This window comes from Streptomyces sp. S186, assembly GCF_051603415.1.
Classification (GTDB): domain Bacteria; phylum Actinomycetota; class Actinomycetes; order Streptomycetales; family Streptomycetaceae; genus Streptomyces.
On sequence record NZ_CP193932.1, the window covers coordinates 6,548,161 to 6,566,647 of the forward strand.

Here is an 18,487-nt window from a genome sequence, read left to right on the forward strand (position 1 = left end):
AGCGGCATGAGGCTTGGCATCAACCTCGGCTACTGGGGCGCCGGCATGGACTCCGACAATCTCGCGGTGGCGAAGGAGGCCGACCGCCTCGGCTACGCCGTCTGCTGGGCGGCCGAGGCGTACGGCTCCGACGCCCCCACGGTGCTCTCCTGGGTGGCCGCGCAGACCGAGCGGATCGACGTCGGCTCGGCGATCTTCCAGATCCCGGCCCGTACGCCCGCGATGACCGCGATGACCGCCGCGACGCTGGACTCGCTCTCCGGCGGCCGCTTCCGGCTCGGCCTCGGCGTCTCCGGCCCGCAGGTCTCCGAGGGCTGGTACGGCGTGAAGTTCGACAAGCCGCTGGCCCGCACCCGGGAGTACGTGGAGATCGTCCGCAAGGCCATGTCCCGCGAGCGGCTCTCCTACGAGGGCGAGCACTGGACGCTGCCGCTGCCGGGCGGCCCGGGCAAGCCGCTGAAGCTCACCGTGCACCCGCAGCGCGAGCACATCCCGCTCTACATCGCCGCGATCGGGCCGAAGAACCTCCGGCAGACCGGTGAGATCGCGGACGGCGCCCTGCTGATCTTCCCCTCCGCCGACCACCTGGAGGAGACCGCCATCTCCCACCTCCGGGCGGGCCGGGAGGCCGCCGGCAAGACCATGGACGGCTTCGACGTCTGCCCCACCCTTCCGCTGGCCCTCGGCGACGACAAGAACATCAGCGCGCTCGCCGACTTCTTCCGCCCGTACACCGCGCTCTACGTCGGCGGCATGGGCAGCCGGAAGCAGAACTTCTACAACCAGCTGGCACAGCGGATGGGGTACGAGAAGGAAGCCGCCGAGATCCAGGACAAGTACCTGTCCGGGGACAAGGACGGCGCCGCCGCGGCCGTCCCCGAGCGGCTGATCGACCAGACCACCCTGCTCGGCTCGGTCGACCGGATCGCCGAGCGGATGCGGGCGTACGCCGCGGCCGGCGTGACCACCCTGACGGTGACGCCCGCCGGCTTCACCCTGGAGGAGCGGCTGGCCGCACTCCGCGCCGGCACCGACGCGCTGGAGCGGTCCGGCCTCGCGTAGGCCCCGTCGTCGAACTCCCTTCCAGCACCGCGCACACGCGAAAGCCCGGCGCGGAAGGCGCCGGGCCGGGGAAGCGCTGCGGCCGTGGTGGGGGCTCGGGGGTCTTCCCCGCCACGGCCGTCACGGGACTCAACGCCCCAGTGGCGGGCGGGTTACGGGGCCCGCGCCGTGCGCGTCAGGCGAACGGGCGCCGCGGGCCGCGCCCCCGGTTGCCGGGGGCGGAATGCGGCATTTGACTCTCCGAGCACGGGTGTGTCCGTTCGGAGGTGACGCTGATGTTCTCGGCCAGGAGCCTGTTCCAGGAGATCGTCGACAACGACGCCGCCTACCGCCTCTTCTGCTCCATCGCGGCCAGCGGGGAGGCCCAGGGCGGCTGGGAGAACGGGCGGATCGCCGCACTGCTGCCGGCGTCCCACCGCGACCTGGCGCCCAAGGTCGCCCGGCACGGCGCCGACGAGGACAAGCACGGCCGGATCTTCCGCGCCCTGCTCCGCAGGCGCGGCCTGACGCCCGTAGAGGTCCCCGAGGCCACCGACTACACCATGCTGCTGGAGCGGCGCGGCATCGGACTGGCCCACGACAAGCTCCGCCGCGAAGAGCCGCTCGGCGAACGGGACATCGTCGCCTACCTCGCGCACAGCCGGGTCACCGAGCAGCGCGCCGCGGAGCAGATGCTGCTGCTCCGGAAGCACTTCGGCGACCACCCCGAGGTGGGCCGGGCGGTCCGGATGATCTGCCAGGACGAGGAGAACCACCTCGCGTACTGCCACGAGGAGCTGCTGCGGCTGGCCCGGGCCGGCCACGGGCGCGCCATCCAGCGGACCCTGCGGCAGTGCGCGCTCACCGAGATCGCCGTCCACCGGGACGTCAGCCTGGCCGTGATGGCGCGGATGGGCCGCATCCTGGACTGGTCCCGGAGCAGAACGGCGCTGATCCGGGCCGGGATCATGGCGTTCTACGGCTATGAGCGGCTGCTCGGCTGGCGGCGGATGGTCAGCCTCGCGATGCCCGCACGGCGGAACGCGCTGGGCGGACCGGCCGACGCCGCGCCGGAGTTCGCCTGAGCACCGCGCCCTCGCGCCCCGCTCACAGCCAGCCGCGGCGTTTGAACAGCCGGTAGAGCAGCACCTCGATGGTGGCCATCAGCAGCAGGATCACCGGATAGCCCAGCGGCCACTTCAGCTCCGGCATGTCACTGAAATTCATGCCGTAGATGCCCGCGATCAGGGTGGGCACCGCGGCCAGCGCGGCCCACGCCGAGATCTTGCGCATGTCGTCGTTCTGCCGGACGCCCATCTGCGCCAGATGGGCGGCGAGGATGTCCGACAGCAGCCGGTCCAGGGCCTCCACCGACTCGTTGGCGCGGGTCAGATGGTCGCCGACGTCCCGGAAGAACGGCCGGGCGTGGTCATGTACGAAGGGCACGCCGGGGCTCTGCAGACGGGCCATCGGGTCCGCCAACGGGACGGTGGCCCGGCGGAATTCGAGGACCTCGCGCTTGAACGCGTAGATCTGGGCGGCGGTGTTCCTCGTCTCCCGGCGGATCGGCGCGAACACCTCCGCCTCCAACTCCTCCAGATCCACCTGGAGTTCACCGGCGACCTCGATGTAGTGGTCCACCACCGCGTCGCTGATCGCGTAGAGCACCGCGCCGGGGCCGTGCCGCAGGATCTCCGGATGGTGCTCCAGCCGCTTGCGGACCGCTGCCAGCGGACTGGCCATGCCGTGCCGGACCGTGACGACGAAGGAGTCGCCGACGAAGACCATCAGCTCCGAGGCGGTCACGGTGTCGGCCGTGACGTCGTAGGTGATCGGCTTCAGCACCATGAACAGCGAGTCGTCGTAGACCTCCAGCTTCGGCCGTTGGTGGGCCTTGAGAGCGTCCTCAACGGCCAGCGGGTGCAGTCCGAACTCGCTGCTGACCTGGTCGAACTCGTGCTGGGTCGGCTCGTACATGCCCAGCCACAGGAAGGAGTGCCCCTCCGCCCGCGCCGCGGCCAGCGCACGCGAGAAGTCCCGCGCGCACTCATGGCGGCGGCCCTCGCGGTAGATGGCGCAGTCCACGATCACATCAGGCATTCTCGCCCGTGGCAGGGGCCCCTGCCAGGGAAGCCGACCCGCCCCGGGACCTTCCCGCCGGACAGGCCCTAGTGTGGCGGGCATGCCCACGCTGATCCTGGTGCGGCACGGCCGCTCCACCGCCAACACCTCCGGCGTGCTCGCCGGCCGGACTCCCGGAGTCGCCCTCGACGAGCGGGGCGCCGCCCAGGCCGCGGCGCTGCCCGCCCGGCTCGCGGGCATCCCGCTGGCGCTCGCCGTCACCAGCCCGCTCCAGCGCTGCCGGGAGACCCTGGCGCCGCTGCTGGAGGCCCGCCCCGGGCTGCGCCTGGAGACCGACGAGCGGATCACCGAGTGCGACTACGGCGACTGGTCGGGCCGCAAGCTCGCCGAGCTGGCCGACGAACCGCTGATGGAGGCCGTCCAGCAGCACCCCTCCGCGGCCGGCTTCCCCGGCGGCGAGCCGCTGCGGGAGATGCAGGCCCGCGCGGTGGCCGCGGTCCGGGACTGGAACGCCCGGGTCGAGGAGACCTCCGGAACCGAGGCGGCCTACCTGATGTGCTCGCACGGTGACATCATCAAATCCCTGGTCGCCGACGCCCTCGGCATGCACCTGGACCTCTTCCAGCGGATCTCCGTGGAGCCGTGCTCGGTGACCGTGGTCCGCTACACCCGGCTGCGCCCCTACCTCGTACGGCTCGGCGACACCGGCGACCTCGCCTCGCTGATGCCCCGCGAGGACGGCGGCGGCGCCGGGAGCGAGCGGGACGCGGCCATCGGAGGCGGTGCGGGCGCAGCGTGATCAGCGGGCGCAGTAGGGTGGTGCGACGGCGCTGCCCGCGACGCCCCTGTGATCCGCGCAAGTACCCCTCCGGGACGCAGCGACCGCGGCGACCGCACTGACCCAAGCAGTCGAGAATCGGAGCAGGACGTTGTCCCGTCAGGTGTTCTTCTACGACCTACCGGACCGCTTCGTGGCCGGTACGGTCGGGCTGCCTGGCCGCCGTAGCTTCTTCCTCCAGGCCACCGCGGGCGGCCGCGTCACCAGCGTCGCCCTGGAGAAGACCCAGGTGGCGGCGCTCGCCGAGCGGATCGACGAGCTGCTGGACGAGGTGGTGCGGCGCAGCGGCGGCAGCGCCCCGGTGCCCGCCGTCTCCCCGGCCGAGATGGCCGACACCGCGCCGCTGGAGACGCCGGTGGAGGAGGAGTTCCGGGTCGGCACGATGGCTCTGGCCTGGGACGGCGACGAGGAGCGGATGATCGTCGAGGCGCAGGCGCTGGTCGAGCTGGAGGCCGACAGCGACGAGGACCTCGCCGACGCCGAGGAGCGGCTGCTCCAGGACGACGAGAACGGCCCGCCGATGCTCCGGGTGCGGCTGACCGGCACCATGGCCCGGGCGTTCGCCAAGCGGGCGCTGGACGTGGTCAACGCCGGCCGCCCGCCGTGCCCGCTGTGCAGCCTGCCGCTCGACCCGGAGGGACACGTATGCCCGCGCCAGAACGGATACCGGCGGGACGCCTGAGCCCCATGGAGCCCCTCGCCGAACCGGCCGGCCCGGAAGCCGGCCCCGCGGCCCCGCGGGAGCCCGTCGGGAGCCTGCCGCCGGCGCTGCTCGCCGAGGGCGAGCTGACCGTCCGCGGCCAGATCCCCGACGCCTCCAACGCCGTCCTCTACTGCACCGTCGAACACGACGGGCGCAGCGCCGCCTGCGTCTACAAGCCCGTCGCCGGCGAGCGCCCGCTGTGGGACTTCCCGGACGGCACCCTCGCCCAGCGCGAGGTCGCCGCCTACGAGGTGTCCCGGGCCTGCGGCTGGGACCTCATCCCCACCACGGTGCTGCGGGACGGCCCGTACGGCACCGGCATGGTCCAGGAGTGGATAGCGCCGCCCGGGGACGGCGACGAGGCGCCCGAGCTGCTGGCGCTGGTCGCCGAGGACGAGCCGGCGCCGGGCTGGAAGGCGGTCGGCCGGGCGGAGATCGGCGCGGGCCGCACCGCGCTGCTGGTCCACGCCGACCACCCCCGGCTGCGCCGGCTGGCCGTCCTGGACGCGGTGATCAACAACGGCGACCGCAAGGGCGGCCATCTGCTGCCCGGGGCCGGTGGCGCGTTCTTCGCGATCGATCACGGTGTGACGTTCAACTCGGCCGACAAGCTGCGCACGCTCCTGTGGGGCTGGGCCGGGGAGCCGCTGCCCGAGGAGGCGCTTGCGGCGCTGCGCGGTCTGCAGGCGGCGCTGGCCGACGGCGCGCCGCTCGCCGCCCGGCTGGCGGAGCTGATCACGGACGCCGAGCTGGCGGCGCTGCGGGCGCGGGTCGAGGCGTTGCTGAGCAGCGGACGGCACCCGGAGCCGAGCGGGGAGTGGCCGGCGATTCCCTGGCCGCCGGTCTGAGCCGGCACGGTCCCGGCCGCCCAACGACCGTATGCCTGTTGCACATCCAGCCGCGGACCGCAAGAGCGCCTTTCCAGCCAGAGAGGCCCCTCCGGTTCGTATGCGGAACATCCGTCCGGTTACGCTCAAGGCATGCATGCATGGCCCGCTTCTGAGGTCCCCGCCCTGCCCGGTCAGGGCCGCGACCTGAGGATCCACGACACCGCGACCGGCGGACGGGTGACCCTCGACCCCGGTCCCGTCGCCCGTATCTACGTCTGCGGCATCACGCCGTACGACGCCACCCACATGGGGCACGCGGCGACCTACAACGCGTTCGACCTCGTTCAGCGCGTGTGGCTCGACACGAAGCGCCAGGTGCACTACGTGCAGAACGTCACCGACGTCGACGACCCGCTGCTGGAGCGGGCGGTGGCGACCGGCGACGACTGGACCGCGCTCGCCGAGCGCGAGACCGCCCTCTTCCGCGAGGACATGACGGCGCTGCGGATGCTGCCGCCGCGCCACTACATAGGCGCCGTCGAGTCGATACCCGCCATCGTCCCGCTGGTCGAGCGGCTGCGCGACGCCGGCGCCGCCTACGAACTCGACGGCGACGTCTACTTCTCGGTCGCCTCCGACCCGCACTTCGGCGAGGTCTCCGGCCTGGATGCCGAGGCGATGCGGCTGCTGTCCGCCGAGCGCGGCGGCGACCCGGAGCGCGCGGGCAAGAAGAACCCACTCGACCCGATGCTGTGGATGGCCGCCCGTGACGGCGAACCGAGCTGGGACGGCGGCTCGCTGGGCCGCGGCCGGCCCGGCTGGCACATCGAGTGCGTCGCCATCGCCCTGGAGCACCTGGGCATGGGCTTCGACGTCCAGGGCGGCGGCTCCGACCTCGCCTTCCCGCACCACGAGATGGGCGCCTCGCACGCCCAGGCACTGACCGGCCGGCACCCCTTCGCCCAGACGTATGTGCACGCCGGCATGGTCGCCCTGAACGGCCGGAAGATGTCCAAGTCCAAGGGCAACCTGGTCTTCGTCTCCGCGCTGCGGCGGGCCGGCACCGACCCGGCGGCGATCCGTCTGTCGCTGCTGGCCCACCACTACCGCAGCGACTGGGAGTGGACCGACGCGGTGCTCCGGGACGCCGAGGACCGGCTGGCCCGCTGGCGCTCCGCGGTCTCCCGCCCCGACGGCCCGCCCGCCGAGGCCCTCCTCGCGGAGATCCGCGACGCCCTGGCCGACGACCTGGACGCGCCGGCCGCGCTGGCCGCGGTGGACCGCTGGGCCGCCGCGCAGGAGGCCGACGGCGGCACCGACGAGGGCGCTCCCGGCCTTGTTTCCCGTGCGGTGGACGCACTGCTGGGCGTGGCGCTGTAAGGACGACGGCCGTCCGGCCGCGGCCGGATGTGCGAGGGGCGCCCCCGCCGGAAATGGCGGGGGCGCCCCTTCGTCGTGTGCCGGCTTCGTCGTGTGCCGGCGTCTGTTGCTCGCGGCCGTCCGCCCCTGTGGTGGGACGGATCGCGGCCGGTCCGCCGATCTGCCGCTCCGCCCGTCAGCGCTCGGCGCCGGAGTCCTCCGGGCCCTCGCCGTCGGTGCGGCCGCCGTCCGGCCCCTCGTCGCGGCCCCCGGTCCCCTCGCCGGCCTCCGGGCCGGTGGGCGGCTTCGCGGGGCCGGCATCCTCCGGCGGCCGGGGCTCGCGCGGCTCCTTGGGCGTGGCGCGCGGGTGCCGGGTGCGGCCGCCGGTGGTGTCGCGGAGGTAGGAGCCGTCCCGGCCGTCGGCGACGCCACCCTCGCTCGCCACCCCGGGACCGGCCTGCGGGTCGCGGCGGCGCAGATAGCGCTCGAACTCGCGGGCGATGGCCTCGCCGGACGCCTCCGGCAGCTCGGCGGTGTCCCGGGCCTCCTCCAGCGACTGGACGTACTCGGCGACCTCGCTGTCCTCCGCGGCGAGTTGGTCCACGCCCAGCTGCCAGGCGCGGGCGTCCTCGGTCAGCTCGCCCAGCGGGATCCGCAGGTCGAGCAGGTCCTCCAGGCGGTTGAGGAGGGCGAGGCTGGCCTTGGGGTTGGGCGGCTGGGAGACGTAGTGCGGCACCGCGGCCCACAGGCTGACCGCCGGAACACCGGCGTGGGTGCACGCCTCCTGGAGGATGCCGACGATGCCCGTGGGGCCTTCGTAGCGGGACTCCTCCAGATCCAGTCGGCGGGCCACGTCCGCGTCGGAGCTGACGCCGCTGACCGGGACCGGCCGGGTGTGCGGGGTGTCGCCCAGCAGCGAGCCCAGCACCACCACCATCTCGACGCCCAACTCATGGGCGAAGCCAAGGAGTTCGTTGCAGAACGAGCGCCAGCGCATGCTCGGCTCGATGCCGCGGACCAGGACCAGGTCACGGGGGTTCCCCTTGCCGTCCGCGTCACCGACCCGGACGACGGAGAGTCGCGTCGTGGGCCAGGTGATCTTGCGGACGCCGTTCTCCAGGAAGACCGCGGGGCGGTTCACCTGGAAGTCGTAGTAGTCCTCCGCGTCGAGCGCGGCGAAGACCTCCCCCTTCCACTCCCGGTCCAGGTGGGCGACCGCGGCGGAGGCGGCGTCGCCGGCGTCGTTCCAGCCTTCGAACGCGGCCACCATGACCGGGTCGATCAGCTCGGGCACCCCCTCCAGCTCGATCACCCAGCCCCTCCTTCCGGCCGGTCGGGCCGCCTGGGGCGGTCGCCGGCAGCAGTTCCATTGCGTGCGCTCCCAAGACTACGGCTTCCCCGGGGCCGATCCGCAGCCCCTTTACGAGCGTGTGTGCGGACGGCACGGAGCGGCGCGCGGTCCGCTCCGTGCCGGCGGTCACCGCCCCGCCGCCCCCTCCGGGGCGTCGTCCGCCGCGTCCTCCCACAGCGTGCTGGGTGCCTCGCGGCGGACCACAGGGGCGATCTCCTCGGCGAACCGGTGCAGGGTCTCCAGCTGTTCGGCGTGGTCCAGCCCGAAGCCGTCGACGGTGAGCGACTGCAGGTCGTGCCCGTACACCGCGTGCCAGCCGAGGATCTTGTCGATGATCTGCTGTGGCGAGCCGATCAGTTGCGGGCCGTCCGCGATGGCGTCCTCGATGGTGCGGAACGGGGTGTTGTAGCCGGGCCGGCCCGCCAGGTGCGGCCGGAAGCTCTGCGCGACCTTCGCCTCGTAGAGGTCCTTGTAGCGGGCGATCGCCTGCTGTTCGCTGTCGGCGATCAGCAGCCCGCCGGAGCCCGCGGCCACCCGGGCCCGCGCCGGGTCGTGCCCGTACGCCGCGAACCGCTCGCGGTAGTACGCGATCAGCTCGGCGTAGGCCGCGCGCGGCTGGATCGCGTTGGCGGTGAACAGCGGATCGCCGTGCTTCGCGGCGAGTTCGGGGGAGTTGCGGCTGGTGGCCGAGCCGTGCCAGATCCGCGGCGGGCCGCCGTAGGGGCGCGGCAGGGTCGTGACGTTCTTCAGCGGCGGCCGGAACTCGCCCGCCCAGTCGACGTTCTCCTCGTGCCACAGCCGGCGCAGCAGCTCGTACTTCTCGGCCTGGAGGTCCCACTGCCGTTCCTCGTCGAGGCCGAAGAGGTCGAAGTGCCCGGCCTCGGCGCCCTTGCCGACGACCAGCTCCAGCCGGCCGCGGGCGAGTTGGCCGAGCGTCGCGTAGTCCTCGGCCACCCGCACCGGGTCCAGGATCGCCACGACGGTGACCCCGGTCAGCAGGCGGATGCGGGACGTCCGGGCGGCCAGCGCGCCCAGCACCACCGACGGGCTGGAGGAGAGGAAGGGGCCGGTGTGCCGTTCGCCGACCGCGTACGCGTCGAAGCCGAGCCGCTCGGCCGCCTCGGCGGTCCCCACGACCTCGGCGAACCGGTCGGCGGGGGCGGCCAGTTGACCGGTCAGCGGGTGCGGCGCATGGCCGATCAGGGAGAGCACGGAGAATTTCATGGCGTCCTTCCGGCGTGGGTGCCACCCCGGCGGTGGTCCTCCCACTGTGCGCGCCGGACGTTGCCGCGGTGTGTCGGCCGCGTGGCACCGTGCCCCCGTACGGCTGCGGCGCGCGCCCTGAGGGACGCGCGCCGCGGTGTGCACCGGAAAGGGGCCGGGGCGGCCCGTGGACCGCCCCGACTCACCTCAGCTGTACAGCTTTCTGACTGCCCGTCAGCCCTTCAGCATGGTCTCGACCCGGGCGCGGATGTCGTCCGTGGCCAGGCCGCGGATGGTCAGCGTGGTCCGGCGGCGCAGCACGTCGTCGACGGTCTCGGCCCACTCGTGGTCCCGGGCGTAGGCGACCTGCGCCCAGATCTCCGGGGCGTCCGGGTGGATCCGCTCGGCCAGCGCCGGGTCCTCGTTCGCCAGCCGGGCGATGTCGAAGGAGAGCGAACCGTAGTGGGTGGCCAGGTGCCGCGCGGTGTCGGCGGCCATCCGCGGGCCGGGCGTGCCGCCGTCCACCAGCAGCCGGTGGGCGACCGCGTTGGGGTTGGCGATGCCGGGCAGCGGGAGCTTCTTCGGCAGCTGCGCGATCGGCTCCATGTCCTCGGCCAGCGGGTGGCCGGGCAGCGCGGCGAGCTTGTTCATCACCGTGCGGCCGATGTGCCGGAAGGTGGTCCACTTGCCGCCGGCCACCGACAGCATCCCGCCGCGGCCCTCGGTGACCACCGTCTCGCGCTTGGCCTTCGAGGTGTCGCCGGGACCGCCCGGCAGCACCCGCAGACCGGCGAACGAGTAGGTGATCAGGTCGCGGGAGAGCTGCTGGTCGCGGACGGAGAAGGCGGCCTCGTCCAGGATCTGGGCGGTGTCCTTCTCGTTGACCGCGACGTCCGCCGGGTCGCCCTCGTACTCCTCGTCGGTGGTACCGAGCAGCAGCATGTCCTCCCAGGGGAGGGCGAAGGTGATGCGGTACTTGTCGATGGGGGTCGCGAGCGCGGCCTTCCAGGGGGAGGTGCGCTTGAGCACCAGGTGCGCGCCCTTGGAGAGGCGGATGGAGGGGGCCGCGTTCGGGTCCTCCATCTTGCGCAGGTGGTCGACCCACGGGCCGGTGGCGTTGAGCACCAGGCGGGCGCTGACGCCGAACTCGCTGCCGTCCAGGCGGTCCTTGAGCTCCGCACCCGTGACCCGGCCCTGGGTGAAGCGCAGGCCGGTGACCTCGGCGTGGTTGAGGACCGTGGCGCCGGCCGCGACGGCCGCGCGGACGGTCATCAGCGCCATCCGGGAGTCGTTCATCTGGTCGTCGCCGTACACGGCCACGGCCTTGAGGTTCTCCGTGCGCAGCTCCGGGACGTCGCGCTGGGCCTTGGCCGGGCTTATGACGTGGCCGACGCCGTCACCGAACGCGGAGAGCGCGGAGTAGGCGAAGACGCCCGCGCCGAGCTTGGCCGCGCCGTGCGGGCCGCCCTTGTAGACCGGCAGGTAGAAGGTGAGCGGGTTGGCCAGGTGCGGGGCCACCTCGCGGGAGACCGCGCGCCGCTCGAAGTGGTTCTCCGCGACCAGCTTGACCGCGCCGGTCTGCAGGTAGCGCAGACCGCCGTGCAGCAGCTTGGAGGAGGCGGAGGAGGTGGCGCCGGCGAAGTCGCCGGCGTCCACCAGGGCAACCCGCAGTCCGGCCTGCGCGGCATGCCAGGCGGTGGAGATGCCCAGGATGCCGCCGCCGATCACCAGGAGGTCGTACGTCGCCTTGGACAGCTGCTCCCGGGTTTCGGCGCGGCTCGGCAGGGAACCGGCGGCCGGGTGCGTCCCGAGGGCCGGGACGCTCTGCAGGGTGCTCATGATGTGCTCCTCAGTCAGCTCTCGTCGTCGAGCCAGCCCATGGTCCGCTCAACGGCCTTGAGCCAGTTCTTGTACTCGCGGTCACGGGTGGCCGCGTCCATGCGGGGGGTCCACTCGGCGGCCCGGCGCCAGTTGGCGCGCAGCTCGTCGGTGCTGGACCAGAAGCCGACGGCCAGTCCGGCCGCATAGGCAGCGCCGAGGCAGGTCGTCTCGGCCACCATCGGGCGCACCACGGGTGCGTCCAGGAAGTCCGAGATGGTCTGCATCAGCAGGTTGTTGGAGGTCATTCCGCCGTCGACCTTGAGCGCGGTCAGGTCGACGCCGGAGTCCTTGGTCATGGCGTCGGTGATCTCGCGGGTCTGCCAGGCCGTGGCCTCAAGGACGGCACGGGCGATGTGCGCCTTGGTGACGTAACGGGTCAGGCCGGCGATGACGCCGCGGGCGTCGGAGCGCCAGTAGGGGGCGAACAGGCCGGAGAAGGCCGGCACGAAGTAGGCGCCGCCGTTGTCCTCGACGGTGCTGGCCAGCGTCTCGATCTCGGCCGCGCTGTTGATCAGCCCCATCTGGTCGCGCATCCACTGGACGAGCGAGCCGGTGACGGCGATGGAGCCCTCCAGGGCGTACACCGTCTTCTGGTCGCCGATCCGGTAACCGACCGTGGTCAGCAGCCCGTTGTAGGAGTTCACCGGCTGGTGGCCGGTGTTCATCAGCATGAACGTGCCGGTGCCGTACGTGGACTTGGCCTCGCCCTGCTCGAAGCAGGTCTGGCCGAAGAGCGCGGCCTGCTGGTCGCCGAGCGCGGAGGCGACCGGCACGCCCGCCAGGACGCCGGCGGCGGTGGTGCCGTAGATCTCGGCGGAGGACCGGATCTCGGGCAGCAGCGAGGCGGGGATGTCCAGCGAGGCGAGGATCTTCTCGTCCCACTGCAGGCTGTGCAGGTTCATCAGGAGGGTGCGCGAGGCGTTGGTCACGTCGGTGACGTGCCGGCCGCCGTTGACGCCACCGGTGAGGTTCCAGATGACCCAGGAGTCCATGGTGCCGAAGAGGATCTCGCCGCGCTCGGCGCGCTCGCGCAGGCCCTCGACGTTGTCCAGCAGCCAGCGGATCTTCGGGCCGGCGAAGTACGAGGCCAGCGGCAGGCCGGTCTCGCGGCGGAAGCGGTCCTGGCCGACGTTGCGGCCCAGCTCCCGGCAGAGCGCGTCGGTGCGGGTGTCCTGCCAGACGATGGCGTTGTGGACCGGCTCGCCGGTGTTCTTGTCCCAGAGCAGAGTGGTCTCGCGCTGGTTGGTGATGCCGATCGCCTTGACGTCGTCAGGGGAGAAGCCGGGGTTGCTCTGCGCGGCCTTGTCGATGGCGCCCTCGACGACCTGTTGGACGTTGCTCCAGATTTCGGCGGCATCGTGTTCGACCCAGCCCGGCTTCGGGAAGATCTGCTCGTGTTCCTTCTGGTCGACGGAGACGATCCGGCCGTCCCGGTCGAAGACGATGCAGCGGCTGGACGTGGTGCCCTGGTCGATCGCCGCGATGAACGGGCCGTGGCCGTGCGAGGAGGTGCTGGGGGTGTCGCTCATGGTGTGCTCCAGGGGTCGGTGCGGGCGTGGTGGGCGGGGCGGCTCAGGCGAACGCCAGTTGATAGATGCCCCCGGCGAGGGCCCCGCCGATCAGCGGGCCCGCGACAGGGATCCAGGCGTAGCCCCAGTCGGAACCACCCTTGTTCGGCAGCGGCAGCAGCGCGTGCACGATGCGCGGGCCGAGGTCGCGGACCGGGTTGATGGCGTAGCCGGTCGGTCCGCCCAGGGACAGGCCGATACCGGTGACGACCAGGGCGACCAGCAGCGTGCCGATCGCGCCCACGCCCTTGCCGTTGTCGCTCAGCCCGAGGGTGAGGATCGACAGCACGAGCACAGCGGTGGCGATGATCTCGGTGACGAGGTTCTGGACCACGTTCCGGATCTCGGGGCCGGTGGAGAAGATGCCCAGCACGGGGCCGGCCTTCGGCGCGGCAGCCGGGTCGACCATGCCCTCCTCGCCGAAGTGGCCGGTCAGGACCTCCGGGTCGGTCAGATGCGCCCGGAACTGCCCGTAGTACACGAGCCACACCAGCACCGCGCCGATCATGGCGCCGAGGAACTCGCCGGCGAAGTACACCGGCACCTGGTTCCACTCGATGCCGCCCTTGATCGCGAGACCGATGGTGACGGCGGGGTTGAGGTGTGCGCCGGACTTGGCGGCGATGTAGGCACCCGTGAGGACGGCGAAGCCCCACCCGAAGGCGATGGCGACCCATCCGGCGTTGAACGCCTTGGAGCGCTTGAAGGTGACGGCGGCGCACACGCCACCGCCCATCAAGATCAGAACAGCGGTACCGATGGTCTCGCTGATGAAGATGTCGGAGCTGGACACCCGCGACTCCTTTGTCCTTCGTCCAGGGGAAGGCGAACCCCGGGTCCCTCCGGTGGTCCGCGCCCTCCGAGAGGGCGTTGGTCGGCCCGCGGCAGTCCACACCATAACGCTTATTTCCGTCAGGTGTTCGGCAATGCCGACCGACGAACGGCAGTTTTGTTTACCTCCTAGACCCCGTCAAGGGCTCTATGGCGAAAAACTCAGGTGAACATTTAGGGCGAAACCGGTCAGAACCGGCCTGCCCCGAGGTCTCGGGAGACCGCTCGTGCGCAATCCCTCACAGCAGCGACGATTTCCGGCCGCAGTTCGCCCTCGCGGCACACCCGCTCGACGGCCCCGGTGACCCCCACCGCGCCCACCGGCATCCGCCGCCGGTCGTGGATCGGCGCCGCGATCGAGGCCACGCCCTCCCAGGTCTCCTCCACGTCCGCGGCCCAGCCGCGCGCCCGCGTCAGGTCCAGCACCGCCTCGAAGTCCGCCAGCCCGGTCGTCGTACGCGGCGTGAAGGGCTCCCGCTCGGCCTCCACGGCCTCGCTGTGCGCCACCGGGTCGTACGCCGACAGCACCTTCCCCAGGGCGGTGCTGTGCAGCGGCTGCATCGCGCCGACCTCCAGCACCTGCCGGCTGTCGTCGGGGCGGAAGACGTGGTGCACGATCAGCACGCCCTGCTGGTGCAGGACGCCGAGATAGACGCTCTCCCCGCTGGAGCGGGCCAGGTCGTCCGTCCACACCAGGGCACGGGCCCGCAGCTCGTGGACGTCCAGGTAGCTGTTGCCCAGCCGCAGCAGCTCGGCGCCCAGCTGGTAACGGCCCGAGACGGTGTCCTGCTCCACGAAGCCCTCCTGCTGGAGCGTGCGCAGGATGCCGTGTGCCGTCCCCTTGGCCAGCCCCAGCGAGGAGGAGATGTCGGAGAGGCCCAGCCGCCGTTCTCCCCCTGCGAGCAGCCGCAGCATCGCGGCTGCTCGCTCCAGCGACTGGATGGTGCGTGCCATCGGGCGACCTCCGAAATATCTGGTTCGACAATGCTGAACGATATCGGCCCATGCCGACCATAGGGAGCGGGGTCGGCGACCGACGATCATGGATAGCGGACCGGGCCGGCCTCCGAAACCGCTGTCCACGCCGTGGAACGGGGAACACCTGTACCGGCCCGGAAGCTACGCTGGCCGGGTGCGCCCTCTTCAGGAGGGGTGCAAAGCCGACAGCCGTCGCAACCACGGGAGCACTTCCATGGCTTCACATTCGCCCGCGTCCACCAGCTCGTCCCGCGTCACCGCACTCCGCGAAGCCCTCGCCTCACGAGTCGTGGTCGCCGATGGCGCCATGGGCACGATGCTCCAGGCACAGGACCCGACCATGGAGGACTTCCAGCAGCTGGAGGGCTGCAACGAGATCCTCAACGTCACCCGCCCCGACATCGTGCGCTCGGTCCACGAGGCGTACTTCGAGGTCGGCGTCGACTGCGTGGAGACCAACACCTTCGGCGCCAACTTCGCCGCGCTGGCCGAGTACGACATCCCCGAGCGGGTCTTCGAGCTGTCCGAGTCCGGCGCCCGGATCGCCCGCGAGGTCGCCGACGAGTTCACCGCCGCCACCGGCCAGCAGCGCTACGTCCTCGGCTCGATGGGCCCCGGCACCAAGCTCCCCACCCTCGGCCACGTCGCCTACCCCACCCTGCGCGATGCCTACCAGCAGAACGCTGAGGGAATGATCGCCGGCGGCGCGGACGCGCTGCTGGTGGAGACCACCCAGGACCTGCTGCAGACCAAGGCCGCCGTGCTCGGCGCCCGCCGAGCCCTGGAAGCCACCGGCACCGACCTGCCCATCATCTGCTCCGTCACCGTCGAGACCACCGGCACGATGCTGCTCGGCTCGGAGATCGGGGCGGCGCTGACGGCGCTGGAGCCGCTGGGCATCGACATGATCGGCCTGAACTGCGCCACGGGACCTGCCGAGATGAGCGAGCACCTGCGCTATCTGGCCCGCCACTCCCGCGTCCCGCTGTCCTGTATGCCCAACGCGGGCCTGCCGGTCCTGGGCAAGGACGGCGCGCACTATCCGCTGACCGCCGCCGAGCTGGCCGACGCCCAGGAGACCTTCGTCGCCGAGTACGGCCTGTCGCTGGTCGGTGGCTGCTGCGGCACCACCCCCGAGCACCTGCGCCAGGTCGTCGAGCGGGTCCGCGGCCTTGCGCCCACCGTCCGCGAGCCGCGCCCCGAGCCCGGCGCCGCCTCCCTCTACCAGAGCGTCCCGTTCCGCCAGGACACCTCCTACCTGGCGATCGGCGAGCGCACCAACGCCAACGGCTCGAAGAAGTTCCGCGAGGCGATGCTTGACGGCCGCTGGGACGACTGCGTGGAGATGGCCCGCGACCAGATCCGCGAGGGCGCCCACATGCTTGACCTCTGCGTCGACTACGTGGGCCGCGACGGCGTGGCGGACATGCGGGAGCTGGCCGGCCGGTTCGCCACCGCCTCCACCCTGCCGATCGTGCTGGACTCCACCGAGGTCGACGTCCTGCGGGCCGGGCTGGAAAAGCTCGGCGGCCGCGCCGTGCTCAACTCCGTCAACTACGAGGACGGCGCCGGCCCCGACTCCCGCTTCGCGAAGGTGACGCGGCTGGCCGCCGAGCACGGTGCGGCGCTGATCGCCCTGACCATCGACGAGGAGGGCCAGGCCCGCACCGTCGAGAAGAAGGTCGAGATCGCCGAGCGGCTGATCGAGGACCTGACGGGCAACTGGGGCGTGCGGGAGTCCGACATCCTCATCGACTGCCTGACCTTCACCATCTGCACCGGCCAGGAGGAGTCGCGCAAGGACGGCATCGCCACCATCGAGGCGATCCGCGAACTGAAGAAGCGTCACCCGGACGTCCAGACCACCCTCGGCCTGTCCAACATCTCCTTCGGCCTCAACCCGGCGGCCCGCATCGTCCTCAACTCCGTCTTCCTGGACGAGTGCGTCAAGGCCGGCCTGGACTCCGCCATCGTGCACGCCTCCAAGATCCTGCCGATCGCCCGCTTCGACGACGAGCAGGTGAGGACCGCCCTGGATCTGATCTACGACCGGCGTGCCGAGGGCTACGACCCGCTGCAGAAGCTGATGGAGCTCTTCGAGGGCGCCACCGCCACGTCGCTGAAGGCCGACAAGGCCGCCGAACTGGCCGCGCTGCCGCTGGAGGAGCGCCTCAAGCGCCGCATCATCGACGGCGAGCGCAACGGCCTGGAGGCCGACCTCGCCGAGGCGCTGACGGAGCGTCCGGCGCTCGACATCGTCAACGAGACCCTGCTGGACGGCATGAAAGTGGTCGGCGAACTCTTCGGTTCCGGCCAGATGCAGCTGCCGTTCGTGCTCCAGTCCGCCGAGGTCATGAAGACCGCGGTGGCCTATCTGGAGCCGCACATGGAGAAGTCCGACGACGCGGGCAAGGGCACCATCGTGCTGGCCACCGTCCGCGGCGACGTCCACGACATCGGCAAGAACCTCGTCGACATCATCCTGTCCAACAACGGCTACAACGTCGTCAACCTCGGCATCAAGCAGCCCGTCTCCGCGATCCTGGAAGCCGCCGAGGAGCACCGGGCCGACGTCATCGGCATGTCCGGGCTCCTGGTCAAGTCCACGGTGATCATGAAGGAGAACCTCGAAGAGCTCAACCAGCGCAAGATGGCCGCCGACTACCCCGTCATCCTCGGCGGCGCCGCCCTCACCCGCGCCTACGTCGAACAGGACCTGCACGAGATCTACGAGGGCGAGGTCCGCTACGCCCGCGACGCGTTCGAGGGCCTGCGGCTGATGGACGCGCTGATCGCCGTCAAGCGCGGCGTGCCCGGCGCGACCCTGCCCGAACTCAAGCAGCGCCGGGTGCCCAAACGGGACGTCAAGGTCACCGAGCCGGAGCCGGAGCAGGGCGCGGTCCGCTCCGATGTGGCCACCGACAACCCCGTGCCCACCCCGCCGTTCTGGGGCACCCGCATCGTCAAGGGCATCCAGCTGGCCGACTACGCCTCCTGGCTGGACGAGGGCGCCCTGTTCAAGGGCCAGTGGGGCCTCAAGCAGGCCCGCACCGGCGAAGGCCCCACCTACGAGGAGCTGGTGGAGACCGAGGGCCGGCCGCGGCTGCGCGGCTGGCTGGACAAGCTCCAGACCGAGAACCTCCTGGAGGCGGCCGTCGTCTACGGCTACTTCCCCTGCCGCTCCAAGGGCGACGACCTGATCCTGCTGGGCGAGGACGGCACCGAGCGCACCCGCTTCACCTTCCCCCGCCAGCGCCGCGGCCGCCGCCTGTGCCTGGCCGACTTCTTCCGCCCCGAGGAGTCCGGCGAGAGTGACGTCGTCGGCCTGCAGGTCGTCACCGTGGGCTCGAAGGTCGGCGCCGCCACCGCCGAGCTGTTCGCCGCCAACTCCTACCGCGACTACCTCGAACTCCACGGCCTGTCCGTGCAGTTGGCCGAAGCGCTGGCCGAGTACTGGCACGCCCGGGTGCGCGCCGAACTCGGCTTCGCCGGCGAGGACCCGGCCGACGTCGAGGACATGTTCGCGCTGAAGTACCGCGGCGCGCGCTTCTCGCTCGGCTACGGCGCCTGCCCCGACCTGGAGGACCGCGCGAAGATCGCCGACCTCCTGCAGCCGGAGCGGATCGGCGTCCAGCTCTCCGAGGAGTTCCAGCTCCACCCCGAGCAGTCCACCGACGCCATCGTCATCCACCACCCGGAGGCGAAGTACTTCAACGCGCGGTAACCAGGAGCGGGCGGTCCCGGGGGCCGCGGTGACGTGCGGTGCGGTGCGGTGAGCCGGCCGGAGCGCCCCCGGAAGCGGATCCTCCGCATTCCCCGGGC

14 protein-coding genes are annotated in these 18,487 nt (G+C 71.9%); 7 read left to right on the top strand and 7 right to left on the bottom strand.

The annotated features are described in order from the left end of the window. Nucleotides 1–6: 6 nt before the first annotated feature. A complete protein-coding gene (locus ACRAS8_RS28260) occupies nt 7–1,062 on the top strand; it encodes an LLM class F420-dependent oxidoreductase (protein WP_438488809.1) in 1,056 nt (351 codons plus the stop codon). Between the two features lie 275 nt (nt 1,063–1,337). Next, nucleotides 1,338–2,126 (top strand): ferritin-like domain-containing protein, encoded by a 789-nt coding sequence (locus tag ACRAS8_RS28265; protein WP_438488810.1) that lies wholly within the window; start codon nt 1,338–1,340, stop codon nt 2,124–2,126. Nucleotides 2,127–2,148: 22 nt separating this feature from the next. Here the strand turns inward: ACRAS8_RS28265 and corA are convergent, their stop codons facing one another. Then, entirely contained in the window at nt 2,149–3,141 is a 993-nt protein-coding gene (gene corA, locus ACRAS8_RS28270; RefSeq protein ID WP_438488811.1) for a magnesium/cobalt transporter CorA, read from the bottom strand. A gap of 82 nt (nt 3,142–3,223) precedes the next feature. Between corA and ACRAS8_RS28275 the strand changes: the two genes are divergently transcribed. The 4 genes from ACRAS8_RS28275 (at nt 3,224) to mshC (ending at nt 6,874) form a co-directional block, all read left to right on the top strand. Beyond that, nucleotides 3,224–3,922, top strand: a complete 699-nt coding sequence (locus tag ACRAS8_RS28275; RefSeq protein ID WP_438488812.1) for a histidine phosphatase family protein — start codon at nt 3,224–3,226, stop codon at nt 3,920–3,922. A 130-nt stretch (nt 3,923–4,052) separates the two neighbouring features. Beyond that, complete coding sequence (locus ACRAS8_RS28280; RefSeq protein WP_438488813.1) at nt 4,053–4,643, top strand: DUF3090 domain-containing protein; 591 nt, start codon at nt 4,053–4,055, stop codon at nt 4,641–4,643. A 5-nt stretch (nt 4,644–4,648) separates the two neighbouring features. Then, complete coding sequence (locus tag ACRAS8_RS28285; RefSeq protein WP_438490623.1) at nt 4,649–5,512, top strand: SCO1664 family protein; 864 nt, start codon at nt 4,649–4,651, stop codon at nt 5,510–5,512. 132 nt (nt 5,513–5,644) lie between these two features. After that, nucleotides 5,645–6,874, top strand: a complete 1,230-nt coding sequence (mshC, locus tag ACRAS8_RS28290) for a cysteine--1-D-myo-inosityl 2-amino-2-deoxy-alpha-D-glucopyranoside ligase (protein WP_438488814.1) — start codon at nt 5,645–5,647, stop codon at nt 6,872–6,874. A gap of 175 nt (nt 6,875–7,049) precedes the next feature. On the opposite strand, the gene ACRAS8_RS28295 is transcribed toward mshC, so the two are convergent. The 6 genes from ACRAS8_RS28295 to ACRAS8_RS28320 form a co-directional block, all read right to left on the bottom strand. Continuing rightward, on the bottom strand, nt 7,050–8,165 hold the full coding sequence (locus tag ACRAS8_RS28295; RefSeq protein WP_438488815.1) for a PAC2 family protein: 1,116 nt from the start codon (nt 8,163–8,165) through the stop codon (nt 7,050–7,052). 165 nt (nt 8,166–8,330) lie between these two features. Continuing rightward, nucleotides 8,331–9,428, bottom strand: coding sequence for an LLM class flavin-dependent oxidoreductase (locus ACRAS8_RS28300; RefSeq protein ID WP_438488816.1), 1,098 nt, complete (start codon nt 9,426–9,428; stop codon nt 8,331–8,333). A 213-nt stretch (nt 9,429–9,641) separates the two neighbouring features. Then, on the bottom strand, nt 9,642–11,246 hold the full coding sequence (locus ACRAS8_RS28305) for an FAD-dependent oxidoreductase (RefSeq protein ID WP_438488817.1): 1,605 nt from the start codon (nt 11,244–11,246) through the stop codon (nt 9,642–9,644). 14 nt (nt 11,247–11,260) lie between these two features. Beyond that, a complete protein-coding gene (gene glpK, locus ACRAS8_RS28310; protein WP_438488818.1) occupies nt 11,261–12,817 on the bottom strand; it encodes a glycerol kinase GlpK in 1,557 nt (518 codons plus the stop codon). 43 nt (nt 12,818–12,860) lie between these two features. Then, entirely contained in the window at nt 12,861–13,649 is a 789-nt protein-coding gene (locus tag ACRAS8_RS28315) for an MIP/aquaporin family protein (protein ID WP_438488819.1), read from the bottom strand. Nucleotides 13,650–13,876: 227 nt separating this feature from the next. After that, nucleotides 13,877–14,641, bottom strand: a complete 765-nt coding sequence (locus ACRAS8_RS28320; protein WP_438488820.1) for an IclR family transcriptional regulator — start codon at nt 14,639–14,641, stop codon at nt 13,877–13,879. A gap of 238 nt (nt 14,642–14,879) precedes the next feature. Between ACRAS8_RS28320 and metH the strand changes: the two genes are divergently transcribed. Further along, entirely contained in the window at nt 14,880–18,389 is a 3,510-nt protein-coding gene (metH, locus tag ACRAS8_RS28325; protein WP_438488821.1) for a methionine synthase, read from the top strand. Nucleotides 18,390–18,487 lie beyond the last annotated feature (98 nt).